The sequence below is a fragment of the Armatimonadia bacterium genome (assembly GCA_039679385.1).
Lineage (GTDB): Bacteria > Armatimonadota > Zipacnadia > Zipacnadales > JABUFB01 > JAJFTQ01.
The window spans coordinates 1-26,579 of sequence record JBDKVB010000104.1 but is presented as its reverse complement, the minus strand read 5'-3'; the positions used below and the strand labels follow the sequence as shown (position 1 = coordinate 26,579).

The 26,579-nt window shown below is 65.2% G+C and carries 19 protein-coding genes; 12 read left to right on the top strand and 7 right to left on the bottom strand.

The annotated features are described in order from the left end of the window. Window positions 1-347 precede the first annotated feature (347 nt). On the top strand, window positions 348-1,502 hold the full coding sequence (locus ABFE16_12515; protein MEN6346114.1) for a hypothetical protein: 1,155 nt from the start codon (window positions 348-350) through the stop codon (window positions 1,500-1,502). A gap of 119 nt (window positions 1,503-1,621) precedes the next feature. Here ABFE16_12515 and ABFE16_12510 read toward each other — a convergent pair whose 3' ends face one another. The 6 genes from ABFE16_12510 to ABFE16_12485 all read right to left on the bottom strand — a co-directional run bounded on the left by ABFE16_12510 (window position 1,622) and on the right by ABFE16_12485 (window position 8,500). Then, window positions 1,622-4,861: a DUF2330 domain-containing protein gene (locus ABFE16_12510; GenBank protein MEN6346113.1), complete on the bottom strand. Its 3,240-nt coding sequence runs from the start codon at window positions 4,859-4,861 to the stop codon at window positions 1,622-1,624. Between the two features lie 28 nt (window positions 4,862-4,889). Then, entirely contained in the window at window positions 4,890-5,627 is a 738-nt protein-coding gene (locus tag ABFE16_12505) for an ABC transporter ATP-binding protein (GenBank protein ID MEN6346112.1), read from the bottom strand. A 95-nt stretch (window positions 5,628-5,722) separates the two neighbouring features. Next, a complete protein-coding gene (cbiQ, locus tag ABFE16_12500) occupies window positions 5,723-6,451 on the bottom strand; it encodes a cobalt ECF transporter T component CbiQ (GenBank protein MEN6346111.1) in 729 nt (242 codons plus the stop codon). Next, window positions 6,435-6,815 (bottom strand): PDGLE domain-containing protein, encoded by a 381-nt coding sequence (locus ABFE16_12495; protein MEN6346110.1) that lies wholly within the window; start codon window positions 6,813-6,815, stop codon window positions 6,435-6,437. The genes cbiQ and ABFE16_12495 overlap by 17 nt, the downstream gene beginning before the upstream one ends. Then, window positions 6,812-7,462 (bottom strand): energy-coupling factor ABC transporter permease, encoded by a 651-nt coding sequence (locus ABFE16_12490; protein MEN6346109.1) that lies wholly within the window; start codon window positions 7,460-7,462, stop codon window positions 6,812-6,814. Before ABFE16_12490 ends, ABFE16_12495 begins: the two co-directional genes overlap by 4 nt. 114 nt (window positions 7,463-7,576) lie before the next feature. Further along, window positions 7,577-8,500 carry a metallophosphoesterase gene (locus ABFE16_12485; protein ID MEN6346108.1) on the bottom strand — a complete coding sequence of 308 codons (924 nt, stop codon included), beginning with the start codon at window positions 8,498-8,500 and terminating at the stop codon, window positions 7,577-7,579. A 121-nt stretch (window positions 8,501-8,621) separates the two neighbouring features. Here ABFE16_12485 and ABFE16_12480 point away from each other — a divergent pair, with 121 nt between their 5' ends. The 8 genes from ABFE16_12480 to ABFE16_12445 all read left to right on the top strand — a co-directional run bounded on the left by ABFE16_12480 (window position 8,622) and on the right by ABFE16_12445 (window position 19,952). Then, window positions 8,622-9,242, top strand: a complete 621-nt coding sequence (locus ABFE16_12480; protein ID MEN6346107.1) for a DUF1559 domain-containing protein — start codon at window positions 8,622-8,624, stop codon at window positions 9,240-9,242. A gap of 149 nt (window positions 9,243-9,391) precedes the next feature. Next, the gene (locus ABFE16_12475) at window positions 9,392-10,048 is read left to right on the top strand and encodes a cyclase family protein (GenBank protein MEN6346106.1); all 657 of its coding nucleotides are present in this window, start codon (window positions 9,392-9,394) and stop codon (window positions 10,046-10,048) included. 235 nt (window positions 10,049-10,283) lie between these two features. Beyond that, window positions 10,284-12,182 carry a DUF6785 family protein gene (locus ABFE16_12470; GenBank protein ID MEN6346105.1) on the top strand — a complete coding sequence of 633 codons (1,899 nt, stop codon included), beginning with the start codon at window positions 10,284-10,286 and terminating at the stop codon, window positions 12,180-12,182. Between the two features lie 156 nt (window positions 12,183-12,338). Further along, the gene (locus ABFE16_12465) at window positions 12,339-13,322 is read left to right on the top strand and encodes a hypothetical protein (protein MEN6346104.1); all 984 of its coding nucleotides are present in this window, start codon (window positions 12,339-12,341) and stop codon (window positions 13,320-13,322) included. A 315-nt stretch (window positions 13,323-13,637) separates the two neighbouring features. Beyond that, complete coding sequence (locus ABFE16_12460) at window positions 13,638-14,939, top strand: MFS transporter (GenBank protein ID MEN6346103.1); 1,302 nt, start codon at window positions 13,638-13,640, stop codon at window positions 14,937-14,939. A gap of 267 nt (window positions 14,940-15,206) precedes the next feature. Further along, a complete protein-coding gene (locus ABFE16_12455) occupies window positions 15,207-17,252 on the top strand; it encodes a beta-galactosidase (protein MEN6346102.1) in 2,046 nt (681 codons plus the stop codon). Window positions 17,253-17,320: 68 nt separating this feature from the next. After that, window positions 17,321-18,184: an alpha/beta hydrolase gene (locus ABFE16_12450; protein ID MEN6346101.1), complete on the top strand. Its 864-nt coding sequence runs from the start codon at window positions 17,321-17,323 to the stop codon at window positions 18,182-18,184. Between the two features lie 4 nt (window positions 18,185-18,188). Further along, on the top strand, window positions 18,189-19,952 hold the full coding sequence (locus ABFE16_12445) for a sugar-binding domain-containing protein (protein MEN6346100.1): 1,764 nt from the start codon (window positions 18,189-18,191) through the stop codon (window positions 19,950-19,952). Window positions 19,953-20,062: 110 nt separating this feature from the next. Here ABFE16_12445 and ABFE16_12440 read toward each other — a convergent pair whose 3' ends face one another. Continuing rightward, the gene (locus tag ABFE16_12440) at window positions 20,063-21,667 is read right to left on the bottom strand and encodes a hypothetical protein (GenBank protein MEN6346099.1); all 1,605 of its coding nucleotides are present in this window, start codon (window positions 21,665-21,667) and stop codon (window positions 20,063-20,065) included. A 197-nt stretch (window positions 21,668-21,864) separates the two neighbouring features. On the opposite strand from ABFE16_12440, the gene ABFE16_12435 reads away from it, so the two are divergent. The 3 genes from ABFE16_12435 to ABFE16_12425 form a co-directional block, all read left to right on the top strand. Beyond that, window positions 21,865-23,751, top strand: coding sequence for a hypothetical protein (locus ABFE16_12435; protein ID MEN6346098.1), 1,887 nt, complete (start codon window positions 21,865-21,867; stop codon window positions 23,749-23,751). A 59-nt stretch (window positions 23,752-23,810) separates the two neighbouring features. Next, the gene (locus ABFE16_12430; protein MEN6346097.1) at window positions 23,811-25,106 is read left to right on the top strand and encodes an SGNH/GDSL hydrolase family protein; all 1,296 of its coding nucleotides are present in this window, start codon (window positions 23,811-23,813) and stop codon (window positions 25,104-25,106) included. Window positions 25,107-25,395: 289 nt separating this feature from the next. Then, window positions 25,396-26,579: DUF4962 domain-containing protein (locus ABFE16_12425; protein MEN6346096.1), on the top strand; the 1,184-nt coding region annotated here is incomplete at its 3' end.

Below are 26,579 nucleotides of genomic sequence, written 5' to 3'. Positions count from 1 at the left end.
ACTGACGCACGCGCGTAGGTCCGACTGCGAGGAAGCCCACCTCGCTTCCGGAGAAGAAGGCGGACACGATCAGCAATACTAATAGAAGAGGTAACTCGCCATCAGGCGACAAGACTGCCACCCTGTCATGGACCTTGATCTTAGGGTCGATAGGATTATAGCATAGCCGCAGAAAGGCAGGCAACGAGTCCTTCGCACGTCTCCGAGGCTGTTTGCCCGAGTGTGATCGGTTCGACCTCAGCAAGGAGGAGTCGCGTACAGGGGTGGTGAATTTGCTTCGGAGAGCCTGAGGTCGACCTGTAGATGGCGTGAATTGGCGGCCGCAGTGATCTGAAGGAGATGATTCGATGGTCCGATCGTCGTTGTTGATGCTTAGCCTACTGGCCCTGCCCCTCGTGACCATGGCGGCAGACAGCGCCCCGGCAACGAGCGGCGAGATCCTCCGTGCCAGCGTGCCGGGAGCCTACGCGGTGCGCTACATGCCCGACCGAGCCCTGATCTCCAGCAGCGCCAAACAGCCGGTTGAGCTGCGCGTCCGTCTTCCCCACCCCCCGCTCTGGGGCTATCTGGACAAGACCCGTCTCTCCCAGTCCGCACTCGGCTGGGACACCGCCTCCTCCGTGGCCATCCTGAAGCTGCACCCCGGAGAGCATGAAGGCCAGGTGGGCTGGGAAGGTACCGGCGAGCAGCCCGATCAGGGCCAGAAGATCGCCGTCACCGTCTGCGGCAAGAAGGCCGGCGAGCTTACCGCCAACTTCAGCCTTGAGCAGATGTCCGCCGAGGGAACCGTGAGTCTCCCCGTCGGCGTCGGCAAGGCGACGCTGATCCTGCCCGGGGGTGTCGACTGCGGCACGCCCGTGCTGACCATCGGCAGCCAGGTCGTCAGTGACTGGGTGCCGGCCGGGCCGAATCTTGAGAGCAAGGGCACCGTCGGGATGACCGGCGACACGCCCCTGCGCCTCACGCTGCCGGGCTACAACCTGCTCCGCAGTTGCGTCGCCGTCGTCTCCTTCTCGTTGCTCACGAAGCCCGTTGAGGTGGCCCGTGTGGAGAAGATGCCCGAGGACGGCATTCTCGTTGAAGCTGAGGACTTCACCGGCCAGGGCGGAGGCGCTGTGACCGTCTCCGTCGGCGACCACGTCGACCAGCACGGCGGGAAGAGCATCTTCAACTACGGTGGCGCCGGGCACTGGCTGGAATGGACGGCCAAGGTCCCCGCGACGGGCGAGTACGATCTGTTCGCCAAGATCGCCTGTGGCGAGCCGCTGTCCCTGCGCGAACTCAAGCTTGACGGCAAGGTCCCGGCCCGGGCTTTTTCGATGCTTCAGCTCCCCGGAACCGGCGGCTGGGCTCACGGACCGGGCGAGTGGTGGTTCGTGCAACTGGCCGGAAGCAAGGACCTGCCCCCGCTCAAACTCAGCAAGGGCACTCACACCTTCCGCCTGACCACCATCATGGACTACAACCTCAACGTGGACTACTTCGTGCTTCGCAAGCGGTAGGCGCTCGCGCCACACTGCCACGAGAACCAGTAACGGGGAACCGACCTCCTTAGGAGGCTGGTTCCCCGTTGCGATTCCGTCCGTGCTGCTTGTGCCTGCACAAACCTCCGCCAGACCGGCTACTTGGTTGCCAGGGAGATCTCCTGCACCGGGCCGCCGTTCTGGTTGACCATGACTACCCTCCCGGCCTGAGGGTCACGCTGCCAGAGCCGCAGGAAGAGGTACCCTGTTGGCGCATGGTGGCCCAGGATTCGGCCACCGACCCAGAGGGTGCCCTTCGGCGCCACCGGCGAGATGCTGCTCTGCTCGCCCTCGGCAAGGTTGAACAGCACCAACTGCCCCGTCGAGGGCTCGCCTGTGGGCTTCTGGTATGGCCCCAGCAGCACTGCCACACGCTCCTCGCCCAGGTACAGCGCATCGAGGACAGGGGCTCCGCCAACCTCCAGATCGCGACTTTCTTCCCCATCGGTACTCAGCGCACGCAGGCTGCCGCCAGCCGTCAGCGCGAGGACCTCAGTGCCGGTTGCGGCCAGAACCGCGTCCGAATAGCGTTGTCCCGGATCCAGCGGATCGTTGCGCCCGTCGGGCCAGACGCGAACAAGATCGCATACGGGCCGAGAGGAACCTGTGGGCAGATCGTCGCGAGTCACGAGAGCGATCATGCAAGCCTGGGTGGGATGCCACAGGAACCGCTGCACGTTCTCAGTCAGCGGACCGCGCCACTCCCCGTTCGGCTCCAAGGACCACAGACTGCGCTCGTCGCGTCCCGCGTAGCCACTGTTGAGGATGCACCCGGCACGGACTCCGTCGCCCGAGGTCTGAAGGGCCAGGACCTGACCATCCACCGGCGCACCGAGAGGGGTCAACCGGGTGCCGGAGCTGGACACGTCGAAGACGGCAGACTTGACCCGGGGCGTAGTGGAGCCCGCCACGATCTCACGGCGGACGGCACAGGACAGCATCATTGAGGAGCGGTCCGGCGCCACAGCGAAGCGCGGCTCGTCCAGACCGGGCACCTCACGCAGAGGGCACAGTCCGGCGCGCAGACCGTGAAGGTCGACGGCCTCCACCAGGTCCACGGTACCGTTCGCCACCCGCACAAGGGAGTCGGGCGAGCCGAAGAGCACGTCGCGGGCCTTGCCCATGGCCTCTCGGAGAGCCTCGGGAGCCGGAAGCCGCCAGTAGTCTGTTGGCTTCGGAGCGACCGCTGCATCCTGAAGGGGAGTCGTGACCACCGTCTGGAAGACCTCCGACCACACGAGGTCGGCTGAGAGTGGGTCATAGAGCCAGTGCGTGGCTGCCCCGGTGAGTGGGTCTCGAGGCAGGGAGGCCAGATAGGGCACCGCGGGGCCCTGCGTGGCGAGTCCGAGGCGGTTACCGGCCGGGTCAACGCCCTCGCGCAGGGGCTCGGAGGCCGTCAGTGCGCCCAGACTCAGCGGATACGCCCGGTGGTCCAGGCGGAACTGCGCCAGGGCGTCCTGCACCTCGCCGACTGCCTGACCGTAGGCCTCCCAGCGTGACTTCTCAGCCTGCTCAGCGGCCTGCCGGGTCGCGGAACGGCCCAGCACCACGGGGGACGCCAGCAGGACCACGGCCGCGAGCAGCACGAACTCCGCCACCAGGCGCCGCGAGACGGCCGACACCCAGGGACCTGCCGCCACCAGATACGCCACGAAGGCCGAGAAGGCCACGGTGGTGAGTGATGCCGCCACCTGCGCGAGCAATACGATGCCGGGTGCCCCAAGCTTCGCCGCCTCTCGCATCGACGCCGGAGGAGCGAACACCACCAGGGCCAGCCAGACCACGGACAGCAGCACCGTGAGGAGGGTCACCAGCGTTCGCTGCCGTCCGTCACCACGTGGCGCACGGGAGACGTAGCGCAGGGCCAGCAGCGACCAGGCGATCAGCACCAGCACCCACAGCAGGTCCTGCCACCAGGCTATCTGCCCGCCCAGGAACAGCCTCGCACCTCGCAGGTAGTCGATGCGGTAGGTCAGGCCGAACCACGCCGGTCTCGCCAGGGCGATAGCCCCGGCATACACAGCCAAACGCGGGAAAAAGGCCCAGAAGCCTGCCTCCGGGCCGATCAGGAGCGTACCCGTGACAGCGACCTTCTGCCGGGCACGGAACAGACTGGTCTCTTCGCTCTCACCCTCCACCCGGGCCAGCTGGGGCGGCAGGTGGAACTCCGCCGTCTGCCGGGCCATCCAGGCGATCGTCCCCACCAGCAGCACAAGAACCAGCACCGCCGCCGTCTGCCCAGACCCGGTGCGCAGAAGATCCAGGCCCTGTGGAGGCACTTCATAGCTGCGCTGAAGGTGCGCTCGGAAGGGCCGCGTCTCGTTCCCCTTGAAGATCAGGTCTACCAGCTTCTCGCGAGGCAGAACCCCGGCGAAACGGGTTGACCAGAACTTGTTCCACTGCGGCTTCCGCGAACCAGTCCAGGAGCTAGCATCGTAACCGAGGTCCTTGTAGGGGCATGCGCCACGGGTCACGGCCTCCCGCACCAGGCAGTCCTTGCGCAACCCGGCCCGGTAGCGCTCATAGGCCTGACCCGGCTTCAGCACCGCGCGACCAGCGAGGTCAACGGAGGCCGGCTGCTCACAACTGACCGGAACCGGGGCAATGACCACCAACTCGAGAAGCGTTGCGGGCTGCGCCTCCGCCTGGGCAAGCGCCAGCGGGTATACGGGACGCTTCGTCTCGAAGCGGATGCCGACGGGGCGCAGGTACTCCATGACTGCGCTGTCGGCCGGCGCAACAGGCTTCCCCTCGAGCGCAACAAAGCGCCAGTTGCGCTCCGCGTAGGAGGCGACCTGCGCGTCGAGGTCGCTGGGCACTACATACCCGCGGACCTGAAGCCACTCGGCCAGACTGGGGCGGGAGCGGGCATCGAGGATCGTGACCGTGTAGCCCCCGGCGCTGAAGAGCCCGCGCTGACCCAGGGAGCGTTCATAGGGACGCGGAAGCGCCAGGTCACCGCCGGGATGGGGCTTGCCCTTGGGATGATAGGGCGCCAGAGGGTCGATGATCTCGGTCTCCAGGACCGGAGCGGTCCGCCGGAACACGGAGTCCATGAACTCCTGCGAGGCGGAGAACACGTCCTGGGTCCCGGGCTCGCCGGGCACCGGTATGACCCAGCAGAAGGGACGTGCGAGACCTCGGTACGCGACCTGCAAGAGCAGGACCTCGGAGGAATCGTCGGGGCGGAAGATCACGGCCCGCTGCGCAGGCGAACTGACGGTCAGCTCGGCAGGAGACCGGCCCTGCTCAGCAGCAGGCACCAGCAGTCCACCGGCCCACAGGGCCGGAGCGCAGAACAGGAGGGCAATCCAGGGGAGTAGTCGGCGTAGCTTCATAGCACGGTCACAGCGTCTCCAGGTCACGTCAGCACCGGGCAGCGGGCGGAAGACATGGACGCAGCCCGTGAGCCCGCAGCAGCTCGTCGTCACTGAGTATCTCGTCTGCCCGCCGGTCTGCCACCACTTTCCCGGCGTCGAGTACCAGCAGTCTATCACACAACCGTCGGGCCAGTTCAAGGTCATGGGTGGCGATGATCTTGGCCACCGGCAGGGCTTCGAGGAGCTGCAGGATCTGTTCCTGTCCCACCGGGTCAAGCGCCCCCATGGGCTCGTCGAACACGATCACCCGAGGGCTCATCACGAGGACCGTGGCGATTGCTACACGCTTCTTCTGGCCGATGCTCAGGTGGTGTGGCGGGCGGTCACCAAACCCCGTCATCCCCACAGCAGCCAGCGCCTCGTCGACCCGCCTGCGAACCTCATCGTCTCCCAGGCCGGCATTCATCGGGCCGAAGGCCACGTCCTCATAGACCGTGGGCATGAAGAGCTGGTCGTCGGGGTTTTGGAACACCAGGCCCACGTCGCGCCGGACCTGCGCAAGGGTCTGCGGGCTGAGAGCCTGCCCAAGGACTTCGATCCGGCCGGTTCCAGTGAGGACCCCGTTAAGGTGCAGAAGCAGCGTGGACTTGCCGGCGCCATTGCGGCCGACAATCCCCACGGTCTCCTCTTCCCGAACCTCGAAGCTGACCTCGTGGAGCGCCACGACGCCATCGGGGTAGGTGTAGCTCAGCTTTTCCACACGCAAGGCGATGGACAAGGGGATTTCGCTTTCTTCGTCCGGCCCCGGTCTCTCGGGGACGTCCGGCCCCGGTCTCCTGGGGACGTCCGGGCTCGTTTCGCGAGGAACAGCAGCCTTGGTCAGGCCACCCAAGCGAGGATGCCAACGGCCGTTAGGAACAGCAGGCCGCCGAGCACCTCGGCCACCGGCGGCCGACCCGCAGGACGCAGGGGCAACTCACCCGTGAAGCCGCGGGACAGCATCGCCGCACCCACCCGCGCCGAGCGCTCCCAACTGCGGACCAGGAGAGCCCCGATCAGGCATCCAGCCACATGAACCCGACGTCGCAGACCACCGTGACCGGCAGGCCCGCGGGAATCACGAGCCCGCATCATCCGCAGCGCCTCATCCCGCAAGGTGTGCGTGTACCGGATTGTGAATGCCAGGATAGTACACAGCAGGCGAGGAAAGCGCAACTGCCGCAGTGCCCGCAGGAAGTCTTCGGCGCTCGTGCACACCGAAAGCAAGGCCAGCGCCGTCACGCACAGAAGCACGCGGACCGCTCGCTCTGTACCGGCCAGCAGTGAGGTGGCGCTGAAGAGGTGGTCGGCGGACCAAACCGGGGCCTGTCCCGGGGGCAAAGCCTGGAAGGTTGCGGCGAGGACGAAAGCGACCAGAGCAAAGGGCAGGGCCAGTGACACACGCCCCAGGACCGAGCGTAGGCGCGCTCCGGTCGCAGGCCACACCAGGGCAAGCGGGATCAGCAGCCACAGCAGACGGACCGGCGACTTAGGCGGCGCAAGGACCACCGCTAGAAGGAAGCCGATCGCGCACAGCAGCTTGACTACCGGGTTAGCCCGTGCCAGCATCGTCCGCAGTCTCTGGGTTGCTCGTGGTATCGGCCGGCGATCCGTCAGGTGCGGCACGGCTTGTGTGGGTGGCCTTGCGGCGAGTCAGTAGGGCGCCGAGGCCAAGGAGCACGACGAACACCAGCAGCGCTCCCAGGACCCCACTGAGGGAACTGCCCAGTGCCGGACTAGAGACGCCGGGAACCGTGTAGTCGGCAAGGGGCGCAGCCGTTCCGGGCTGTGCAGCGTCGTCCCGGGACTCGGTACTGATGCCGGCCTTCTCGGCCGCCCATTCCAGTCCGTCGGGCAAGGAGGAGGCGAAGGGCGACAGCACCGCAGCGATGCCCAGACCGACGAGTAGCGTCCAGACCCAGCGCCGCTTCACTCGACCTCAGCCTCCGTCGCAGCAATCGGCGTCAGCTCAGGCGTCACCCGGGCGATCACAGCCAGGGCACCGAGGGTCAACAGCCCCTCCCCCACTCCGATCAGCGCATGGACCCCCAGCATCATGGGGACGATGGTGGCCACGGAGAACCGACCGTAAGTGGCCACGAGCTCCGCAGAGCACAGCAGCGCCGCCAGGACCACACTCGCCCAGGCAGCCAGAAAGGTCACGAAGCGCTGCCGCCGAGGGTTGCTCACACGCCCGAAGCGGCCCTGTATGAAACCCACCAGGAAGGCCGGCACCAGGGCCATGTTCAGGACGTTCGCTCCGAGGGTGGTGAGTCCGCCGTCGCCCGCGAGGAAGCACTGGATCAGGAGCACCGTGGTCATGACGAGGACTGCTGCATGGGGTCCCAGGAGCACAGTGGCCAGCGCAGTGCCCATCAGGTGGCCCGAGGTGCCGCCCAGGACCGGGAAGTTAACCATCTGGGCGGCGAAGAGGAAGGCACCCATCACGCCCAGCATCGGCACACGCTCGGGGCGCAGATCGCGCTCGACCTTACGCAGGCAGAAGCCCACACCGACGACCGCAACAGCGGCCGTGGCGACACAGACTGGCGCATTCAGGACGGCATCCGGTATGTGCACGAGGTAGGGCTCCCGGAGACGGCGTTAGCAACATCCTCAGGATCGTAGCACGAAGCCGTGGTTCAGGCAAGGGGGATTGCTGCCTGAAGGCTGCTTAGCACCTGTCACGTGGTGTCAGGTCTCAAGGGTAAGCAGCAGGGGACCGCCGGCGCCGTTGGCCACGCTGCAGTTGGCCGCTACCAGGTGGCCGATCTCGAGCACTTTCTGGTGGTGAGCATGGCCGCACAGGGCCATGCGGAAGCGCTCGTCACGGAGCAGCACCTCACCCAGCATGTGGGAGCCCATGAAGGCCCGGCAGTAAGCGAGGCCGACATCCTCAGCGGCGCCTCCCAGGAGGGGCTCGAAGGGCACGCAGTGGTATACTCCCACCAGCGCGTCGACCTCCTCTCCCAGTCTGTCGATGTCTGCCTGCACCTCGATCGCCATGCGCCGTGTTACCGAAGCGTCGTCCTCACCCCAGTCGACGTAGACGGCATCGTTCCACAGCATGCTCTGGAGTTGCCCGTCGTCGGTCCACAGGAGCGCCCGACCCGCATAGTGTGTGGTCGTGAGTTCTTCCCAGGGGATGTTCCTGCAACCGTTCATCGTCCGGAGGCGTGTCGTGGGATCGCCCGGCAGGGCCCGCAAGGGTGTCACGCGCACTTCCGGCTGTGGGCTGGTGCGCTGGCGGAAGCCGTAGTCGTACCACCCGGCGCTCCCGACGAAGCCGATACCGTCCACCACTAGCGGGGCACCGGGCAGGTAGTGGAACCCGTGGCGCTCGACGATCTCCTTGAGCTGTCGGTGGTAGCGCTGAGGGGTGTCGCGGTCGTCGGCCTCGCCCCACAGGTCATGGTTGCCGGGGACAAAGAGTTTCGGCCCGGTGAACTCCTCGAACAGGCCCAGGAGCGCCCGGTAGTCGTCCTCCTTGCCCGTCGCAAGGTCGCCGGCCAGCACCAGGACATCCGCCCCGGAGCCACACATACGCCGCGCCAACTCCGCACACCAGTCATGCCCCTGGCGCGGGAAGTGGAGGTCGGCGGCAGCACAGACCTTCACTCTGGTCGCCTCCGGCCGATCATATCGGTTGACATAGACGCAGTTGGGTATGCTGTGTCTCGTGCCATCAGACCCACCACCGCCGGCGTCAGTCGCCGACGGCTCACAAGGAGACTAACGCATGGTAGCCCGTCGTCGTTCCTCGGCCTTCACCCTCATCGAACTTCTGGTCGTCATCGCCATCATCGCGATCCTGGCCGCGATCCTATTCCCGGTGTTTGCCCGAGCCCGGGAGAAGGCGCGCCAGAGCGCGTGTCTGTCGAACCTCAAGCAGATCGGACTGGCGGTCCTCATGTATGCGGAGGACTACGACGAGACCCTTCCGTACTATCAGCGGCCCTTCGGTGTCGCCTGGTATGACGACCTGATGCCCTACATGAAGAACCGCCAGGTGACCGTCTGCCCCAGCAAGAACGACTGGAACCCGAGCAACGCGACCCACAAGACCGGCTATGGGCTCAATGAGACGGTGTTCCCGTCAGGCTGTGGGTCTCCGCATCCCGTCCCTTCGATCGCGCTGGGGGCGATCGAGGAGCCGTCACAGACGATCGCCGCCGCGGACAAGAACCAGGGCAACGTCTACATCTGCGGGGTCAGCTTCTCCGGGTCCACCGCCTGGCCCTACAACGTGGACTGCCGCCACAACGAGGGCGCCGTCTTCCTGCTCATGGACGGGCACACCAAGTGGATGACCCGGCGTGGCGACTGGTCTACCAGCGGCGCGATGTGGGACCTTCACTGAACCGTTTCGCAGCCGTACCTTTGGGAAACGCCGCAACTTCGGTTGCGGCGTTTCGCGTATCTGGACACAGTGCACCCCCTGGGGGAAGGAGGTGACTCGGGCCTCGGAGCGGAATTGTCTAGGTGATGGCCCCTGGAGGTACGGTGTCCATGTTCCGGATTGACCCCGAGCGGTACCGCGTCGTGGACCTGTCCTTTGAGGTCGTGCCCGGAGCCCGGGCCGACCGGCCTTTTGACGCCACCCGGGCGACCCTCCCGGACGATTGCTTCAAGTACGACGTCACCTGCACCCATACCCATGTCGGGACGCATGTGGAGCTTCCCGCGCACTACTGGCCCGAGGGTGCCGACGTGACGGCCTTTGCCCTCGAGGCCTTCTACGGACGCGGCATACTGCTGCACGTCGACGAATCGCTGGGTGGCGCCGCCATCACCGCCGACTACTGTGCGCAGCAACTCGACGCGAGGATTCAGCCCGGCGACTGCGTGCTGTGCCGCAAGGAAGGGCCCGGAGCAGCCTCTGTCGCTTCTAGCGACCTGCCCTACCTGACCCCCGACGCTGCTCGTTACCTGGCCGCTCATCAGATCAAGCTCCTGGGGATCGACAGCTTCGTACGCCTCTCCGTGGACATCCCTCAGGGACGGGAGCTGCACGAGATCCTCCTGGGCGCCGGGTGCAACCTTGTAGAGTTCCTCGATCATCTGGACGAACTGCAGCGCGAGGAGTTCTTCTTCATGTCCCTGCCCTTCAAGGTCCGCGGGATGGATAGCGGCTGGGCCCGCGCCATCGCCATCGAAGAGCGATAGTCCCTGACGGAGAGCAACAACCAGTTCACAAAGGAAGTGACGACCTGTATCTGACCGCGGCAGGCGGAGGCAGCGACCCCGGGGTGCCGCAGTCGCCCAAAAGGAGCCGACAGCCAGCTTGAGCCCGCACCCGCCTGTTCCCCAGAGCGTACCTGCCGACGCCTCATCGGCCGTCCAAGGTCACGAGCACGAAGAGACAGCAGCTCCCAGGCGCCACGGCCTCACCCTCCGCGCGGTGCTGATCGCCATCGTTTTGACGTGGCTGTCAGGGTACTGGATCCGCCAGTCGGAGATCATCGCTCTCGCCTGTCAGGGCACTGAAGCCGTCCCGTCGATCCCGGGCGTCGGTGCGCTGGTGCTCTTGCTGCTGGTCAACCCCCTGCTCCGTCGCAGCCGCCGAATCGAGCCGCTCTCCGTCTCGGAGATCATCACGGTCTTTCTGTTCGTTACGGTCGCGTCCTTCATGTTTGCCTGCGGCGTCGGGCGGTTCCTGATTGCCTGCCTCTCCGCGCCCTTCTACTACAGCAGCCCGGCGGCGCCGCTGGAGGAACTGGCACGCTGGATCCCGAGTTGGATGTCGCCCCAGGACGCAACCATCCACCGCTGGCTCTACGAGAGTTCGCCGACCGGCCATGTTCCGTGGCACGCCTGGGCGACCCCGATCTTCGTCTGGACGGGCTTCTATGTGCTCTTCGCCGGCGTTTTGTTCTCCCTGATGGTGCTCTTCAGCGAGCCGTGGGTGGAGGACGAACGCCTGGTCTTCCCGCTGGTGCGCCTTCCGCTGCAGATGGTCGATCCGAACTACTCGCAGGTGCCCTTCTTCAAGTGCCGCGCGACCTGGATCGGCATCTTCCTGGCGCTGTTGCTCGACGCCTACAGCATGATCCAGGGCGTGTTCTTCGGCGGCCCCAGTGGCTCGATGAAGTTCGACCTCGTGAAGGCCCTGACGGGTGCGCCCTGGGATGCGATCAAGCCTCTGGAGCTGTACCTGCGCCCGGAGCTCATCGGTCTGGGTTACCTGATCTCCACCGAGTTGTCCTTCTCCATATGGTTCTTCACGATCCTCAACAAGCTGGTCGCCGTGGCCTTCTCGGCCGGCGGCTACCGGGTCTCCGGTGTGCCCTTCACCGCAGAGCAGGGGACCGGCGCTTACGTGGTGCTGGCCGCGGTTCTGTTCTGGAAGGCGCGTCACTCCTTTGGCGACGCCGCCCGGGCCTGGCTCGGGTTCCAGGCCAAGAAGCAGGAAGCGACGCTGACGATGAAGCTGGCGCTCGCGGGAGCGGTGCTGGGGTTCATCGGGCTGATCGTCTTCTGCGTAGCAGCGGGAATGGCGCCGTGGCTGGCGATCACCTACTTCCTGGTGCTCATTGCGATGTCGGTCGTCTACGGACGTCTGCGGGCGGAGATCGGTGTGCCGCTCATCTGGGCCTTCCCCTACGGTCTGGCCCACAAGTCGATTCGGTACTTCATCAACTCAAAGCTGTGGGTCGGACCGGGCCCGCAGTACCGCTCAGCCACCATCTACACGCTGTTCATCTTCCTGTCCCGGGGCTTTTTCCCCTCGATCTCCGGCTATGGCATTGAGGGGCTGACCCTGGGCGAGAGCGGCGGCGTGAAGAAGGGCTCGACCTTCCTGCTGCTGTTGGGGGCCGTCGCCCTGGGAGCGCTGGCGTCCTGGTGGTTCCACCTGGTGCCCTACTACGACAAGGGCGCTGTCGGACTTCGCGGCGGAATCTGGGGCTCGGGGCACGCGCAGACCGAGTTTGCCGGGCTGTGGAAGGCCATCCAGATGCCGCAGCAGCCCGACAATCCCCGGATTGTTGCGACACTCAGCGGTGGAGCCTTCATCGGGCTTCTGAGCCTCCTCCGCGCCAGGATCTTCGGGTCTCCCTTCCACCCTCTGGGCTATGCGGTCTCCTGCTCCTTTGGAGCGATTCTATGGGGTCCGTTCCTGATCGTGTGGGTTCTGAAGTCGATCATCCTGCGCTACGGGGGGCATCAGGCCTACCTGACGGCGCTACCCGGCTTCCTCGGGTTTGCACTGGGGCACTTCATCGTCGCCGGGGCGATCTGGGGGAGTCTCGGAGCCGCCCTGGGTGGTCCCTTCTTGCGCTATGGGGTGTGGTTCGGCTAGTCTTAGGGGGTTGAGGTTCCTTGGCTGTCTCGCGACAGGGCTGGAAGGGAGGCCTTCGGGACAGCGCTTACCAGAAGGGGTGCACTCGTGTTCAGCGCTAACTCAGTTCCAGGGGCCGCCTTCTGCGGCTACCAAATCCAGAGGGTGATAGTGCTCATGATCGGCCTTGTCACCTGCGCCGGGGCCAACGCTTCCGGCGGGCCGTCCTTTTCGTGGCAATCCGCTGCGGATATGCCTGTCGGGAAGGGCGGCCATGCCTGTGGAGTGCTCCGCGGCAAGGTGCTCTCAGTCGGCGGAACGCACTGGACAGACGGGCAGAAGCTGTGGAGCGGAGACCTGGACATCTACGATCCGGCAACGGATACCTGGTCGCAAGGACCGGGGCTGCCCTTCCCGGTAGCCTATAGCGCCTTTGCGGTGGTCAACGGTCGCTTGCTGGTCTGCGGCGGCTCGGACGGCACCCGCGACTACCAGGACACCATCATCTGCGTGCCCTATGGCAAGAGCTACGAGTGGCTGCGCGGTCCGGCACTGCCGGCACCCCGCGTCTACTCTTCAGCGGCGGCCATCGGTCCCCGGCTGTACGTCGTGGCCGGTGCGCCGGACAACCGCCTGGACGGTAAGCTCTACAACGACCTGCTTATGGTGAACACGGCCCATCCGGAGGAGGGCTGGCAGACGCTGCGTGCCATGCCCGGTCCCGGCCGAACCTTGCCGGCGGTCGCGGCTCTCGAGGGCAATCTCTATGCCTTCGGCGGCTATGCGGAGCGCGATGGCGCCATGGTCAACCTCGACGACGCGCTGGTCTACGAGACGGCCCACGACCGCTGGCGGCGACTGCCGGATCTACCCTACCCGATGCGGGGCTGTCAGGCGCTGGCCATCAAGGGCAAGGTGTACCTGTTCGGCGGGTATGTGAAGTGGCCGGCAGTGATGATGAAGCCGGAGTCCTTCACCGAGAAGATCCTGTGCTTCGACCCGATCACCGAGGCCTACACTGAGGTCGGGGAGCTGCCTCTAGCGGCCATCGGGATGAACCCGCTGCTTCTGCCGGACGGTCGGGTGTTCATCTGCGGCGGCGAAGACCGCAAGCAACACCGGACGGAGATCAGCGCCCTGGGGACGCTCTCGGTCCGGTAGGGATCGGCTGAAAAGTCAGGGGAATCGCCCCCTTTGAGGTGAACAGCTACGCGTCGGCGGTCGTCCGTGAGGGTATTAGGTCCGCCAAAGGCGGCCGCCTTTTGGTGTGCCCGCAGAGAGGTCGTGAGGCGGTCAGAGGCGCACGCAAGGCGCCCTTCTTGCTTTGTCCGACGGGGTTGACAGCCCGAGTGACCGGGCCTACAGTAGGGGCCTACCAGAGGCGGATACGTGGTGCCGGGGACCCCTCGTTCGTGTGGGCAGCGCTCCTCTCCATGCCCACGGTTCCCTCTTCTTCATAGTTAGGGCGTTTCTACCATGTCACACTCGGCTAAGTCCGAAGCAGGCATTGCAGTCACCGAGGCAGAAGCGCAACAGGGTTGGCAGCGCACACTCTATGCTGCGTGGTGCGCTCAGTTCATGGGCATCTTTGCTTTCGCAATGGTCATGCCCTTCATGCCCTTCTTCATCCGCGATCTGGGGATAAAAGGCGAGGCCCAGGTCGCCCTGTGGGCGGGCGTTGTGATCACCGCCGCAGGGCTGAGCATGGCGATCTTCTCGCCCATCTGGGGAAACCTGGCTGATCGCGTCGGTCGCAAGGTCATGGTTGTGCGGGCGATGTTCGGCGGTGCGGCTGTGCTGCTGCTGATGGGCTCGGTGCAGAACGTATACCAGCTTCTGGCGCTACGTGCCTGCCAGGGGATGCTTACCGGAACCGTTACCGCGACGACGGCGCTGGTCTCCAGCGTTACTCCTCGCAACCGTCTCGCCTACAGCCTGGGGCTGATGTACACGGCGGTCATCATGGGCAACTGCTTCGGCCCGTGGATGGGCGGAATGCTGGCCGACCAACTGGGCTACCGGGTGCCCTTCCGTATCTCGGGGATCCTGCTTTGCATCGCCGGGCTTGCCGTGGTGTTCCTCGTGCGCGAGCACTTCACGCCTCGCCCCAAGGGAGCCCCGGCTCAACACGGCCTCCGCAAGAGCTTCGGTGTGAAGGGGCTCGTCGCGCTGCTGGGCGTGTTCTTCTTCATGAGCTTCTCGACGACTTTCGTCGCGCCGATCTTCCCGCTGTTTGTGGAGAAGATCGCCGTGGGCTACAAGCCGGCCAGTATCAGCGGGCTGCTCATGGGCGTCACCGGGATCGCCTCGGGAATCGCTGCCGTGGTCATCGGCCGCATCAGTGACCGTGTCGGCCACCGCAGGCTACTGGTCTGCACTACCTTCTGCACCGGCCTGTTCTCGATTCCGCAGGCGCTGGTCCAGAACATCGGCCAGCTCTTCGGCCTGCGGATTGCAGCCGGGTTCGCGACGGGCGGCACCAGTCCGACGATGAACGCGATGATCGGCAACTCGGTTCCGAGGGAGATCTACGGGCGGGCCTACGGGTTCTGCACCTCCGCCGGGTCCTTCGGGACGGCCTTCGGTCCCCTGTGCGGCGCATACCTCAGTTCGCATATGGGCCTGCGCTGGCCCTTCGCCGTGATGGGATTCCTGCTGATGGGCTGCTCCTGTCTGGTGTACGCCTTCGTGCACCCAAAGCCGGCGCCGATGGTAGGCACTGCAGGAGAGCACGCGCTGGCGAGCAGTCACGAGGCTGTGCCGCCGACCAGTTCCTAGGGACTCGCAGGCTGCAACTCTCTGTGCACAGAAGGGGCAGGACTTCGGTCCTGCCCCTTCTGTGTTCTCTTCGGTGGCGCAGTGGAGGAGGAGCGCCGGTGGAGGTCTCGCCTGAGGAAGAGCGAAGTAAAGAAGGTTCATCTCTTGCCTGTCGGCGGGAGGTGAGGTTGTGGTGGTGGTGGAGGCAGACCGGTCCCACTGCAACCCGCCGGCCGCAAGTCTTGCGGCCGGTTTTCCGCACATACCCTTGCTCAGGAGGCTTCTTCCATGCCCAGGAGCTATCCCCCCGTCGTTGAGCGGTTCCCTCACTTCCTGCACGGCGGCGACTACAACCCCGACCAGTGGCTGCACATGCCCGAGATCATCGACGAGGACTTCCGGCTCGCCAAACTCGCGCGGGTGAACTCCTTCAGTGTCGGCATCTTCTCCTGGATGGGCCTGGAGCCCGAAGAGGGCGTCTTCACCTTCGACTGGCTCGACCGGCTCCTCGACCGCATGGCGAAGGAGAACATGGTGGCCGTGCTTGCCACCCCCAGTGGCGCGCGTCCGGCGTGGATGTCCTTCAAGTACCCTGAGGTCCTGCGGGTGCGCCCGGACGGAATCCGCAACCGGCACAACGCCCGCCACAACCATTGCATGACCTCGCCGGTGTACCGTGAGAAGGTCGGCATCATCAACGGGAAGCTCGCCGAGCGCTACCACGACCACCCGGCGCTGGGCGTATGGCACCTGTCGAACGAGTACGGGGGCGAGTGCCACTGCCCGCTGTGCTATGCGGCCTTCCGGGAGTGGCTCAAGCAGCGCTACGGCACCCTCGACGCGCTCAATGAGGCGTGGTGGTCGGCCTTCTGGAGCCACCGGTACAGTGACTGGGACCAGATCGAGCCTCAGGACGGCAGCGTCCACGGGCTGATGCTGGACTGGATGCGCTTCGTGACCGATCAGACGGTGGACTTCATGAGGCACGAGATCGCGGCGCTGCGGCAGTTCGACACGAAGACGCCCTGCACCACCAACATGATGGGGACCTTCAAGCCGCTGAACTACTGGCGGTTCGCGCCTGAGCTGGACGTGATCTCCTGGGACTGCTATCCCAGCTACCATGACCGGCCGAACCAACTGGATCATGCGGCGCATATCTCGCTGTGCCACGACCTCAACCGGTCGATGCGCGGCGGCCAGCCCTTCATGCTGATGGAGAGCTCGCCCAGCGCCCAGAACTGGCAGGAGATCAACAAGCTCAAGAGCCCTGGAGTGCTCAAGCTGGTGTCGCTGCAGGCCATCGCCCATGGGGCGGATACCATACAGTACTTCCAGTACCGCAAGAGCCGAGGCAGCGCTGAGAAGTTCCATGGCGCGGTCATCGACCATGAGGGCACGGAGAAACCACGGGTGTTCCGCGAGGTCGCCGAGGTCGGGCAGATGCTGGAGAAGCTCGATGACGTGATCGGCACCACGGTTCCGGCCGAGACGGCGCTGATCTTCGACTGGGAGAACTGGTGGGCGGTTGAGGAAGCGCGCGGTCCGCGACGTGACAAGCAGTACATGGCCACCTGCATCGACCACTACCGGACGCTGTGGAGCAAGGGCGTGCCGGTCAAGGTGATCGACTCCGAGCAGCCCTTCGACGGCTGCAAGCTTCTGGTGGCGCCGATGCTGTACATGCTTCGGCCGGGAGTAGCAAGCCGGATCGCCGAGTTCGTCCAGAAGGGCGGAACCTTCGTTGCCACGTACCTGACCGGGATCGCGGACGAGAGTGACCTGTGCTTCCTGGGCGGCTGGCCTGGTCCCCTGCGCGAGGTCCTGGGCATCTGGGCCGAGGAGATCGACGTGCTGTATGACGACGAGGCCAACACCGTAGTCCTGCAGCACGGGAACCCACTGGGCCTCACAGGGGAGTTCGCCGGTCGGACCTTCTGCGACCAGATCCATGCGGAGACCGCGCAAGTGCTCGCGACCTACGGTCAGAGCTTCTACGCGGGCTCGCCCTGCCTGACGGTGAACGAGTTCGGTTCCGGCAAGGCGTACTACCTTGCCACCCGGGCGGAGCAGTCCTTCCTGAGCAGCTTCTATGACGCTCTGCTTCAGCAGGCCGGCGTGAGCAAGGCCCTGGAGACGGAGCTGCCCGAAGGTGTCACGGCACAGGTGCGGACCGATGGCGACAAGGAGTTCCTGTTCCTGCTGAACTTCCTGGCCTCACCGGCGGAGGTCTGCCTGGGCGACGGCTCCTACGTGGAGGTCGTGAGCGGCGACACCGTGAAGGGCAAGGCGCAGTTGGACGGCCACGGGTCCATGGTACTGCGGAAAGTGTAGAGTTCTGGGAGCTTGCGTGCTGCCGCAGGCTCCTGCAATCCAGCATTCCTGCGAGAGGGAAGACTTCAATGACTACCTGCATCTGGTGTATCATCGGCGCCGGCGGACTGGCGCTCGCACTGTCGCTGGCGACGGTCCCGGCGTCGGCCGAGGGAACGCCCTTCCCCGGAGAGAAGTCGGAGTACAACGGGTTCGCGCGGCACGACTTCCTCGTCGACGGCTGCAAGACGATTGTGGTAGAGCCGAAGCAGGCACTGCCCGGCAAGCCCTGGGTATGGCGGGCCGAGTTCTTCGACTCCTTCCCCGGCACCGACATCGCACTCCTGGGTAAGGGGTTCCACCTGGTGTATATCACCGTCGGGAACACCTTCGGCTGCCCGGATGCTCTCAAGCACTGGGACGTGCTGTACCGGGAGATGACGCAGACTTACGGTCTGTCGCGCAAGCCGATCCTGGAGGGTCTTAGTCGCGGCGGCCTGTACTGCTACAACTGGGCGGCTCGCAACACCGACAAGGTGCTGTGCGTCTACGGCGACGCTCCGGTGTGCGACTTCAAGAGTTGGCCTGCGGGCAGAGGCAAGGGCAAGGGAAGCCCGGCAGACTGGGAGAAGCTGCAGCACGACTATCACTTCGCGAGTGAGGCCGAAGCGCTGGCCTATGGCAAGAACCCTGTGGACAACCTTCAGCCGCTCGCGGCGGCGCACCTCCCACTGATCCACGTGTACGGCGATGCGGATGAGGCTGTGCCCTGGGAGGAGAACACGGGGGTCGTCAAGGAGCGGTACGAGAAGCTCGGTGGCAGCATCACCGTCATCTGCAAGCCCGGCGTGGGACATCATCCGCATGGACTTGCCGACCCGACACCAGTGATCGATTTCATCTTCAAGTGCATGGAGCGCGACGCAGCGCAGACAGCATCAAAAGAGAGGTAACCGAATGGACCTTCCACGCCCCGAATACCCGCGCCCGCAGTTTGTGAGAGAGGACTGGCTGTGCCTGAACGGGCCCTGGCAGTTTGAGATTGACTACGGCGACAGCGGCCTGGTTCGCGGACTCAAGGACCGCGAACTGAAGGACACAATCCAGGTGCCCTTCTGCCCCGAGTCGGAGCTGTCCGGGATTGGGCACGTCGACTTCATGAACGCGGTCTGGTACCGGCGGGAAGTCGCTATCCCCCAGGAGTGGGCCGGTCGCAGAGTGCTGCTGCACTTCCAGGCCGTGGACTATGACACCACGGTGTGGGTCAACGGCGTCGAAGTGGCCCGGCATCGTGGCGGCTTCGCTCCCTTCACCTGCGATCTGGGCGGCGTAGTCAGCGCCGGGGAGACCGCGACGATCGTGGTCCGAGCCCGAGACGATGCGAGAAAGGACATCCCCCACGGCAAGCAGAGCCCGCGGTACGAGAACTACGGGTGCATGTACATCCGCACGACGGGGATCTGGCAGACCGTGTGGATGGAACCGGTGCCGTGCTGCTCGCTGAGTCGGCCACGGCTCACGCCGGATGTCGCCAACAGTGTGATCCGCCTCGACCAGCCCGTCAGCAACAACAAGCCAGGGATGAAGCTGCGGGCTACGCTTGGGGACGACAAGGGCGTTGTCGCAAGCGCGGAGTGCGCCGCCGACCTGGACCTCTCGCCGCATCTGGACCTGCCGATCGCCGCTGACCGCCGCAGGCTCTGGTGCCCGGAGGACCCCTTCCTGTACGACGTGGAGATCGAGCTCGTGGACGAAGCCGATGCAGTGGTCGACCGCATCGTTAGCTATGCCGGTCTGCGCTCCGTGAGCATCGACGGCAAGGCCGTTAAGCTCAACGGCAAGGTGCTGTTCCAGCGGCTGGTGCTGGATCAGGGCTACTACCCCGACGGAATCCTGACGGCTCCGAGTGATGAGGCCCTCGTCAAGGACATCGAGCTGAGCATGGCCGCCGGGTTCAATGGCGCCCGGCTGCACCAGAAGGTCTTCGAGGAACGGTTCCTCTATCATGCCGACAAGATGGGCTACCTCGTCTGGGGCGAGTTCGGTGACTGGGGTATGAGCCGCGACGACCCGAAGGCCACCAGCGTTGCCCAGTGGCTCGAGGTCATCCTGCGCGATTACTCGCATCCGTCGATCGTCGGCTGGTGCGGGCTGAACGAGACGCACCAGCCGATCACGGACGAAGTCGTCGGCCTGAGCGACGTTACGCTGGGAGTCTTCCTGGCGGCCAAGGCCCTCGACACCACGCGTCCGGTGCTGGACACTTCCGGGTACTCCCATCGCGTGCTCGAGACCGACGTGTACGACTGCCACGACTACGAGCAGAACCCGGAGAAGCTGCGGGAGCGCCAGGCCGGTCTGGCAGAGGGCAAGCCCTTCATGAACGGCCCGGCGGATACGCCCTGGTCGGTTCCCTACAAGGGCCAGCCGTTCTTCGTGAGCGAGTTCGGCGGCATCTGGTGGAACCCCGAGGTGAAGCCGGGCGAGGCCTCCTGGGGCTACGGCCAGCGCCCGACGACCCTGGAGGAGTTCTACCAGCGGTTCGAGGGGCTCTGCGCAGTGCTGCTGGATGACCCGCTCATGTTCGGCTACTGCTACACCCAGCTCACCGACGTGTACCAGGAGCAGAACGGGATCTTCACCTTCGACCGCGGGATGAAGTTCGATCTCGAGCGCATCCGCAAGGCGCAGCAGCGTCCGGCAGCGATTGAGGGGAAGTAGCACCTCGTACCGCTCCATCTGAGAGTCACGAAGAGGGCCGGGCAAGTCCAGTGAGGGTAACTCCCGCTGGGACCTTGCCCGGCCCTTTCAGTTTAGGCACGAGGCGAACCTCAGGTGGAGGCACGCACCTGATGGACCGCACTCCGCAGACACACTCCTCCGACCGACAGCAGCAGCAAGACCACGAAGGCCAAGGCCGGCCAGGGAACTCGCTGGTAGTAGGCCAGAGACCACCAATAGTTCAGCACGTTCAGCGGTCGGGCACGGTCGGCAAGATGCTCGGCACTGCGGGCGTCACGGCTCTCGGCTGCCAATCCCCAGGCTTCGTGGGAGGCCATGCTGTGCAGCACCTGTGCCAACTCCGCGGGACGGCGAGCCAGGGGGCAATTGTTGGGGAAGCGACTGGCCGCCACCTCGCCCATGCGGCGGTTGTCATCCCAGAAGCGCTCCATGTGCACGGTCGTCGCCAGGAGTTGGAGGACGACAGCCAAGCAGAAGAAGGCGATGGTGAAGCGACGCAGAGCCCGGCGCTGAGGTTGCAGGGCCGAGTCGATCCACGGGAAGAGGGTGAGTGCCAAGATCGGGAAGACCTCGGCGAAGTAGCGTGGTCCCCAGGAGCGTCCCTGAATGAGGATGGTCTTGCCGACTATCGCCAACCCGAGCAGAAGCGTGATCACGAAGGCGGCCGCCAGGGCACGGTCGCGACGACCCAGCGCAGGCAGCCACAACAGCCCGACAACCAGAAGCGGGCTGTACCATAGCAGCCCACAGTCCAGTCCGAAGAGTGCCTGGAGAGCCCCCAGGAGCATGTTCCCCTGCTGCAGGGCAAGCTGGAAGTCCGGGTCCTTGCTGAGTTGACTGGCGAAGAGCTTGCCCGACCAGCTCCAGTCGGCCCAGACCTGCACGAGGCCGAAGGCGACGAAGACCAGCACGAAGGCGGCCAGCGCCTTGCCCTCTCGCAAGGGGCTCTTGCCCTTGTGCGTAGCCCGCCAGACCAGCCAGTAGGCGACGATCGCCAGCAGCATCGAGGCATTCGGGAGCTTGGTGATGAGCTCGTAGCCCAGGGCAGCGCTGCACAGGACGGCCGTGCTCACCGAGGGCCGACGCACGTAGCGAAGGGCATAGTAGAAGGCGGCCAGGAGGCAGGTTCCCTGGAGGACCTCATAGAAGGCGTCCTGGCTGTAGGGCCACCAGATGCAGCCCAGGCCGAAGGTCAGGCTCGCGAGCAGGCACACCCGGAGGGAGTAGCCCAGGACCGCACCAGTCATGAGCAGGAGGGCGCTGGTGAAGGCGGCCAGGAGGGCGTTGGTGACGGTGGCTCCCAACTCACGGACAAGCTGCTGGAGCTTGGCTGCTTTGAGCGGATCGGCGGGGTGCGTTACGACGACCGCCAGTCGCCCGGCGAGAACCGAGGGGACCAGAAGGAAGGGATGACCGGGGCCCCACATCATGCGGCCCTGGTCGACCTGCAGCCACCGTAAGCAGTCGGGAGGGTAGCCCAGCTTACCATAGCTGACCAGGTGCTCCGTGAGGCCGATTCGCAGAGCGGCATCGGAGGACCACACCGAGCCACGGTTGGTCACCAGGTACACGCAGAGCAGGAAGATGAAGACCAACCGTGCCACACGCCCCGCAGCAGATAGAGGACGCCCGGCCTCGATCGGCGCAGGCTGAGTGGGCTGGTCCGCAGTCTCGGTCACGTTGGCATCGGACACGGGCTGGCTGATCCCTTCAGTAGCAGACTGAGCTGGAAGGCGGAGCAGGGCTTCGCCCACAGTCCGACCAGGACCTCCTCTTCAGCGTCACGTGCCCAGGAACGCCCGCCTGCACAGGACGAGCAGCAAGGTGAAGTGACGGTGCTGCGGAATACTATCTTCTGTCAGAAGTACGAGCCCTCCCGGAGGTGACCCTTTTGCAGCGTTCGCTCAGATACTGGACCATCGCGCTGTTTCTGTCCGTGCTGTCGATCGGCTGGGCCCAGGAGCAGCCAGCTACTCGCATGGGTGTCGCACGCAAGGATCTCGGCCGCACGGAGAAGCTGCGGATTCTGGTGGACAAGGTCATGCAGCCGGAGGAGGGCTGGGTGACCAAGGAGTGGATGGTCAAGGAGGCAGCGGAGGCAGGCTTCAATGTCTTCTCCCCACGGTCGGGTTCTGACAGGCTGGAGGAGGTGCGGCAGGTGACGCAGTGGTGTGAGAAGTACGGCATCTACCACATGCCCTGGATGCGCGGCTCACTGGGAGCGCCCGCAGGCCCTGAGGCGGCCGGCAAGCGCGTAGTGTGGGCCAACGGTAGTGAGCAGAATCTGTACAGCCCCAACTCGGACGAGTTCTGGGCCTGGACGACGCGGTACGTGGTGGAGTACGCGAAGATGTGCGCTCAGAACGAGCATCTCATGGGCGTGTTCCTGGACTACGAGAACTACTCCGCCGGCGGGTCAGGCAACCTGTACCAGCTATCCTATGATGACCTGATTCTGGGCAAGTTCGCTGCGGCAAAGGGTATTCAGCTCCCGAAGCTGGAGCTCTCACAGCGGAAGGCCTGGCTGGAGGAGCAGAAGCTGCATGAGGAGTTCACCAAGTTCCAGGTCAGCCACTGGCGGGAGCGCTGCCGGGCCCTGCGCCAGGAGGTAGACAAGTATGCACCGGAGTTCCAGTTCTGCGTCTACCCGGCGCCGGGGACCTTCTTCATGGTCGAGGGGACCTGGCCTGAGTGGGGCACTGAGGCTGCCCCGCTGATTCTGGCTGATGCCTGCACCTACGGGCGACCCTCCAAGATGCTGCCCGAGCCGGCCTCGCTGGCCAGCAACCGCAAGAACCTCAACGCGGGCCTTGAGCAGGCGAAGGCGGCTGGCTACCACTTCATGTACGCCGGTGGCATCGACCCCATCGTTCGCGGGGCGGACGCCGAGTTCTGCGGCAAGAACGCCGTGATGATCTCGGAGGCCACCGACGGCTACTGGATCTTCTACGAGGGACCGGAGTACAAGACCACTCACAAGGACTACTTCAAGTGGTTCACCTGGGCCAACAAGGCCATTGCCGCCGGCAACTTCGCCGCCCAGAACGCCCCGAGAGAGACTCCGGAAGACTGGGGTGCGAGCCTGGTCGGGAAGGTGGGATCGCAGGCACCGCTGGTGATGCCGGCCCTTCCGGGGAAGACCGTCAAGCTCCCCGAGGCAAGGCTTCGGAACGAGAACCTGCTGCTACTCGGTGCAAAGGCGGGCGTGCCGGTTGAGTTGACGCTGAAGGACATCCCCGTTGGCAAGAACGAGCACCCGCTCTCGTGGATGGTCCGCGACCTCAAGCTGCAGACCATCCAGAGCGGGACGATCGCCCACAACACGCAGGAGACGGTCCAGTTCACTCCGGGCACCGATGGGCCGCTGTTCCTCACGCTGTCTTCAGGCGGCTGCTCCTATCAGGTGGTCAGCGCCAATGTTCCGGTCGGGATCACGACGGTCCAGGAGGCTTCCTTCATCGGTGTGGTCGGGCGGCTGTACTTCACAGTCCCGACGGGGCTGACTGAGTTCACCATCACCGCCAAGGGCTGGGGGCCGGAGACCATCCGCGTGAACGTCTTCGACCCCGAGGGTAAGCAGGTGGCGACGGGGCAGACGACGCTGAAGACGCCTGAGGTGAAGGTGAAGGTCCCGGTCGGGACGGGCGCCGGGAAGGTGTGGTCCTTCCAACTGGCCCGGGCCGACGAGGGAGTAGTGGAGGACAACAAGATCACTCTCGATCCCGCTCTGCCGCCGGTGCTGTCCTTGCTGCCGGAGCAGGCCTTCGCGAAAGGATAGCGTCGACTGGAAAGCCGGAGAGGTGTCCAGACACGTTCACACTCGTCAGGAGGACCGCGATGACAAGAATCCTGAGCCTGGGAGTCGCCCTGATGCTCACACTGACCCTGAACACACTGGCAGCCGAGCCGCCCAAGTACGAGCCGGTGCCGGCCAAGCTCTTCCAGACCCGAGGCGGGCTCGGAAATGTGCTCGCTAAGCTCCAGGCCGGCAAGGAGGTGCGGATCGCCTACTTCGGCGGAAGCATCACGGCGGCGAACGGCTGGCGACCCAAGACCACGAAGTGGTTCCAGGATACCTTCCCCGGGGCCAAGGTGGTCGAGATCAACGCTGCCATCGGTGGTACCGGGTCCGACCTTGGAGTCTACCGGTATGAGCAAGACGTGCTTCGGCACAAGCCCGACCTGGTCTTCGTGGAGTTCTCGGTGAATGATGGTGGCGCCGACCCGCTGAACATCTGGCGTGCCATGGAGGGTATCGTCCGCAAGACCTGGCAGGCCGACCCGAGCACTGACCTGTGTTTCGTGTACACTTTTCGGGTGGGCTACGAGAAGGACCTGCTGAAGGGGATGTGCCCGCAGGCCGCCGGCGCCGATGAGATTCTGGCCGAGTACTATGGGATCCCCTCGATCAACATGGCGCTACGCACGGTTCAGTTGGCCGAGGAGGGCAAGCTGATCTACGTGCCGCCCAAGGAGGCGGCCGGGACAGTGCAGCCGACTCCCGAGGGTGTGATGTTGTTCTCGACCGACGGCGTACACCCGCTAGACGCCCCGCACCAGATGTACACGGACGTCATCGCCGACGCCCTCCGGCAGATGCAGCCCGCCCCCAAACCTGGCGCCCATGAGCTCAAGGCGCCGATGGTGGCGGACAACTGGGAGACCGCCAAGATGGTGTTCCTGGAGCCCTGGATGCTCTCGCCGGGCTGGACGAGGTTGGATCCGACCAAGGGCATGGGTGCGTCCTTCGCCAAGTACATGCCGCAGATGTGGGAAGCGCTGCGACCGGGCGACAAGATCCAGTTCCGATTCAGGGGCACCGGGGCGAAGCTGTATGACATCCTCGGCCCGGACGGCGGTCAGGCTGTGGTGACGGTCGACGGAAAGGCGAGCGACCCGCGACCGCGCTTCGACAGCTACTGCACCTACCATCGTCTGGCGACTCTGGGGATTGCGTCGGGAATGGAGGACAAGGTCCACGAGGTGACGGTGGAGATTCATCCGGAGCAGCCGAACCGGTCGATCGTGACCGACAAGGAGAAGACCAAGCCGGGGTATGACCCGCGCAAGTACGACGGTACTGCGATGCGGGTCGGGGCGATCCTGCTGCTGGGCGACATCGTCGCACCTTAGCGCACGGTTGTTGGGATCGCAAGAGCCTGAAGACGACATCTCGCGCGGATTCGACGCGGCCCAGAGGGAGGCCAGGTTGAGTCCGCGCGAAGGGTTCTGGGGCCTGGTCGGCCAGCTTGCCGGAATCAGTAGCGCAGCTTGTGGTCACGCAGGCCGGTGAAGCGGTGGGAAGCTCGGCGCACCGCAGGGACAGGCGACGATCAGGGCTCCCAGGGGGAAGGTGCAGAGACGGCCGTGGTGCAATAAGTCGAGGATAGAGCGCTGAACGCCGGAAAGCGAGGGAGTGCTCATGCTTGCTACCTGGACTCTGCTGCCGATGGTTGCCGTTGCCGCGACGGTTGGCCCCTTCAGCGGGGTGTCAGTCGACAACCTCATGGACACACCGATCCTGTCTCGCGATGGTGTCTTCACGGCCGTCGGGGAGCAGTTGGCCCAGTATAGCCGTGGACTGAAGATGGAGCAGGTGGAGGGTCACAGCGTCGGCATCACGCAGCAGGGATTCGTCTTCGAGGTGGAGCTCGACCTCAAGGAACCGGGTCGGTACCGGGTCACGGTCGAGGCCAGGGCCGATACTGTTGGGCAGGACTCTTTCTGGGTCGTGCTTGACGGCGTGCAGTCCACCAGCCCGCTGGCGATCTCCCGAGCGGCGATTGCGGAGGCCTCCCAGGCCTTCGAGGTCACGACGCCCGGCAAGCACCGCGTGGGTCTGGTTCTGCGAGAAGGGCCGGGGAGTGTGCTCAAGTCGGTGCGGGTGGATACGCTGCGGGTGAAGCCACCGCAGGCACCCCTGCGCCCGGAACTCAACGCGAAACACCCACGACTGCTGCTCACGGAGGCCGACCTGCCGACCCTTCGAGACCGCATGGCAACCGAGGCCGGGAAGCGGTTCTACAAACTTCCGAGCCCTCTGACCCGCAAGCCGTCTGCCTACAAGACGGGATCACGGAATGGCGGCGGCTTCCGGGACCTGGGGAGCTACGCCCTGGGGTATCTGCTACAGCCGGATCCGGCCCAGCTCGCGGGCGTGACGGCCTGGCTCGAGGAGGCAACGAAGTACCCGGATTGCGGCGTGGACCTCGATGCGGAGTACTTCATCGAGGGTGTCGCGCTGGCCTACGACTGGCTCTACAACTACCTGCCGGAGGACCTGCGTCAGCGAGTCCGGGACACGATTGCCCGGCAGTGCAAGGTGGTCTACGAAGCCTCGCTCTCCAACCACGCCGGAGGCGGCCTCAGCTATCAGCAGAATCACTACTGGTACTCGCACCTGTCGCTGGCTCTCGGCGCGGCGGCAGTGTATGGCGAAGTCCCGGAGGCGGCCAACTGGCTTGCCTGGGCCTGGGACCGCTACGAGCGGACCGCGCTGACCATCGGTACGGACGGTGGGTTCCATGAAGGCCCGTCTTACTGGGACTTCTCGATGCCGACCCTGTACCTGTTCACCGATCTGTATGAGTGGTGCACGGGGCTGCA

What these genes read in the sequence shown, in the direction of transcription:
- ABFE16_12515 (MEN6346114.1), top strand. Translation starts at nt 348, where the DNA reads ATGGTCCGATCGTCGTTGTTGATGCTTAGCCTACTGGCCCTGCCCCTC.
- ABFE16_12510 (MEN6346113.1), bottom strand. Translation starts at nt 4,861, where the DNA reads ATGAAGCTACGCCGACTACTCCCCTGGATTGCCCTCCTGTTCTGCGCT.
- cbiQ (MEN6346111.1), bottom strand. Translation starts at nt 6,451, where the DNA reads ATGCTGGCACGGGCTAACCCGGTAGTCAAGCTGCTGTGCGCGATCGGC.
- ABFE16_12480 (MEN6346107.1), top strand. Translation starts at nt 8,622, where the DNA reads ATGGTAGCCCGTCGTCGTTCCTCGGCCTTCACCCTCATCGAACTTCTG.
- ABFE16_12475 (MEN6346106.1), top strand. Translation starts at nt 9,392, where the DNA reads ATGTTCCGGATTGACCCCGAGCGGTACCGCGTCGTGGACCTGTCCTTT.
- ABFE16_12465 (MEN6346104.1), top strand. Translation starts at nt 12,339, where the DNA reads ATGATCGGCCTTGTCACCTGCGCCGGGGCCAACGCTTCCGGCGGGCCG.
- ABFE16_12460 (MEN6346103.1), top strand. Translation starts at nt 13,638, where the DNA reads ATGTCACACTCGGCTAAGTCCGAAGCAGGCATTGCAGTCACCGAGGCA.
- ABFE16_12455 (MEN6346102.1), top strand. Translation starts at nt 15,207, where the DNA reads ATGCCCAGGAGCTATCCCCCCGTCGTTGAGCGGTTCCCTCACTTCCTG.
- ABFE16_12450 (MEN6346101.1), top strand. Translation starts at nt 17,321, where the DNA reads ATGACTACCTGCATCTGGTGTATCATCGGCGCCGGCGGACTGGCGCTC.
- ABFE16_12445 (MEN6346100.1), top strand. Translation starts at nt 18,189, where the DNA reads ATGGACCTTCCACGCCCCGAATACCCGCGCCCGCAGTTTGTGAGAGAG.
- ABFE16_12430 (MEN6346097.1), top strand. Translation starts at nt 23,811, where the DNA reads ATGACAAGAATCCTGAGCCTGGGAGTCGCCCTGATGCTCACACTGACC.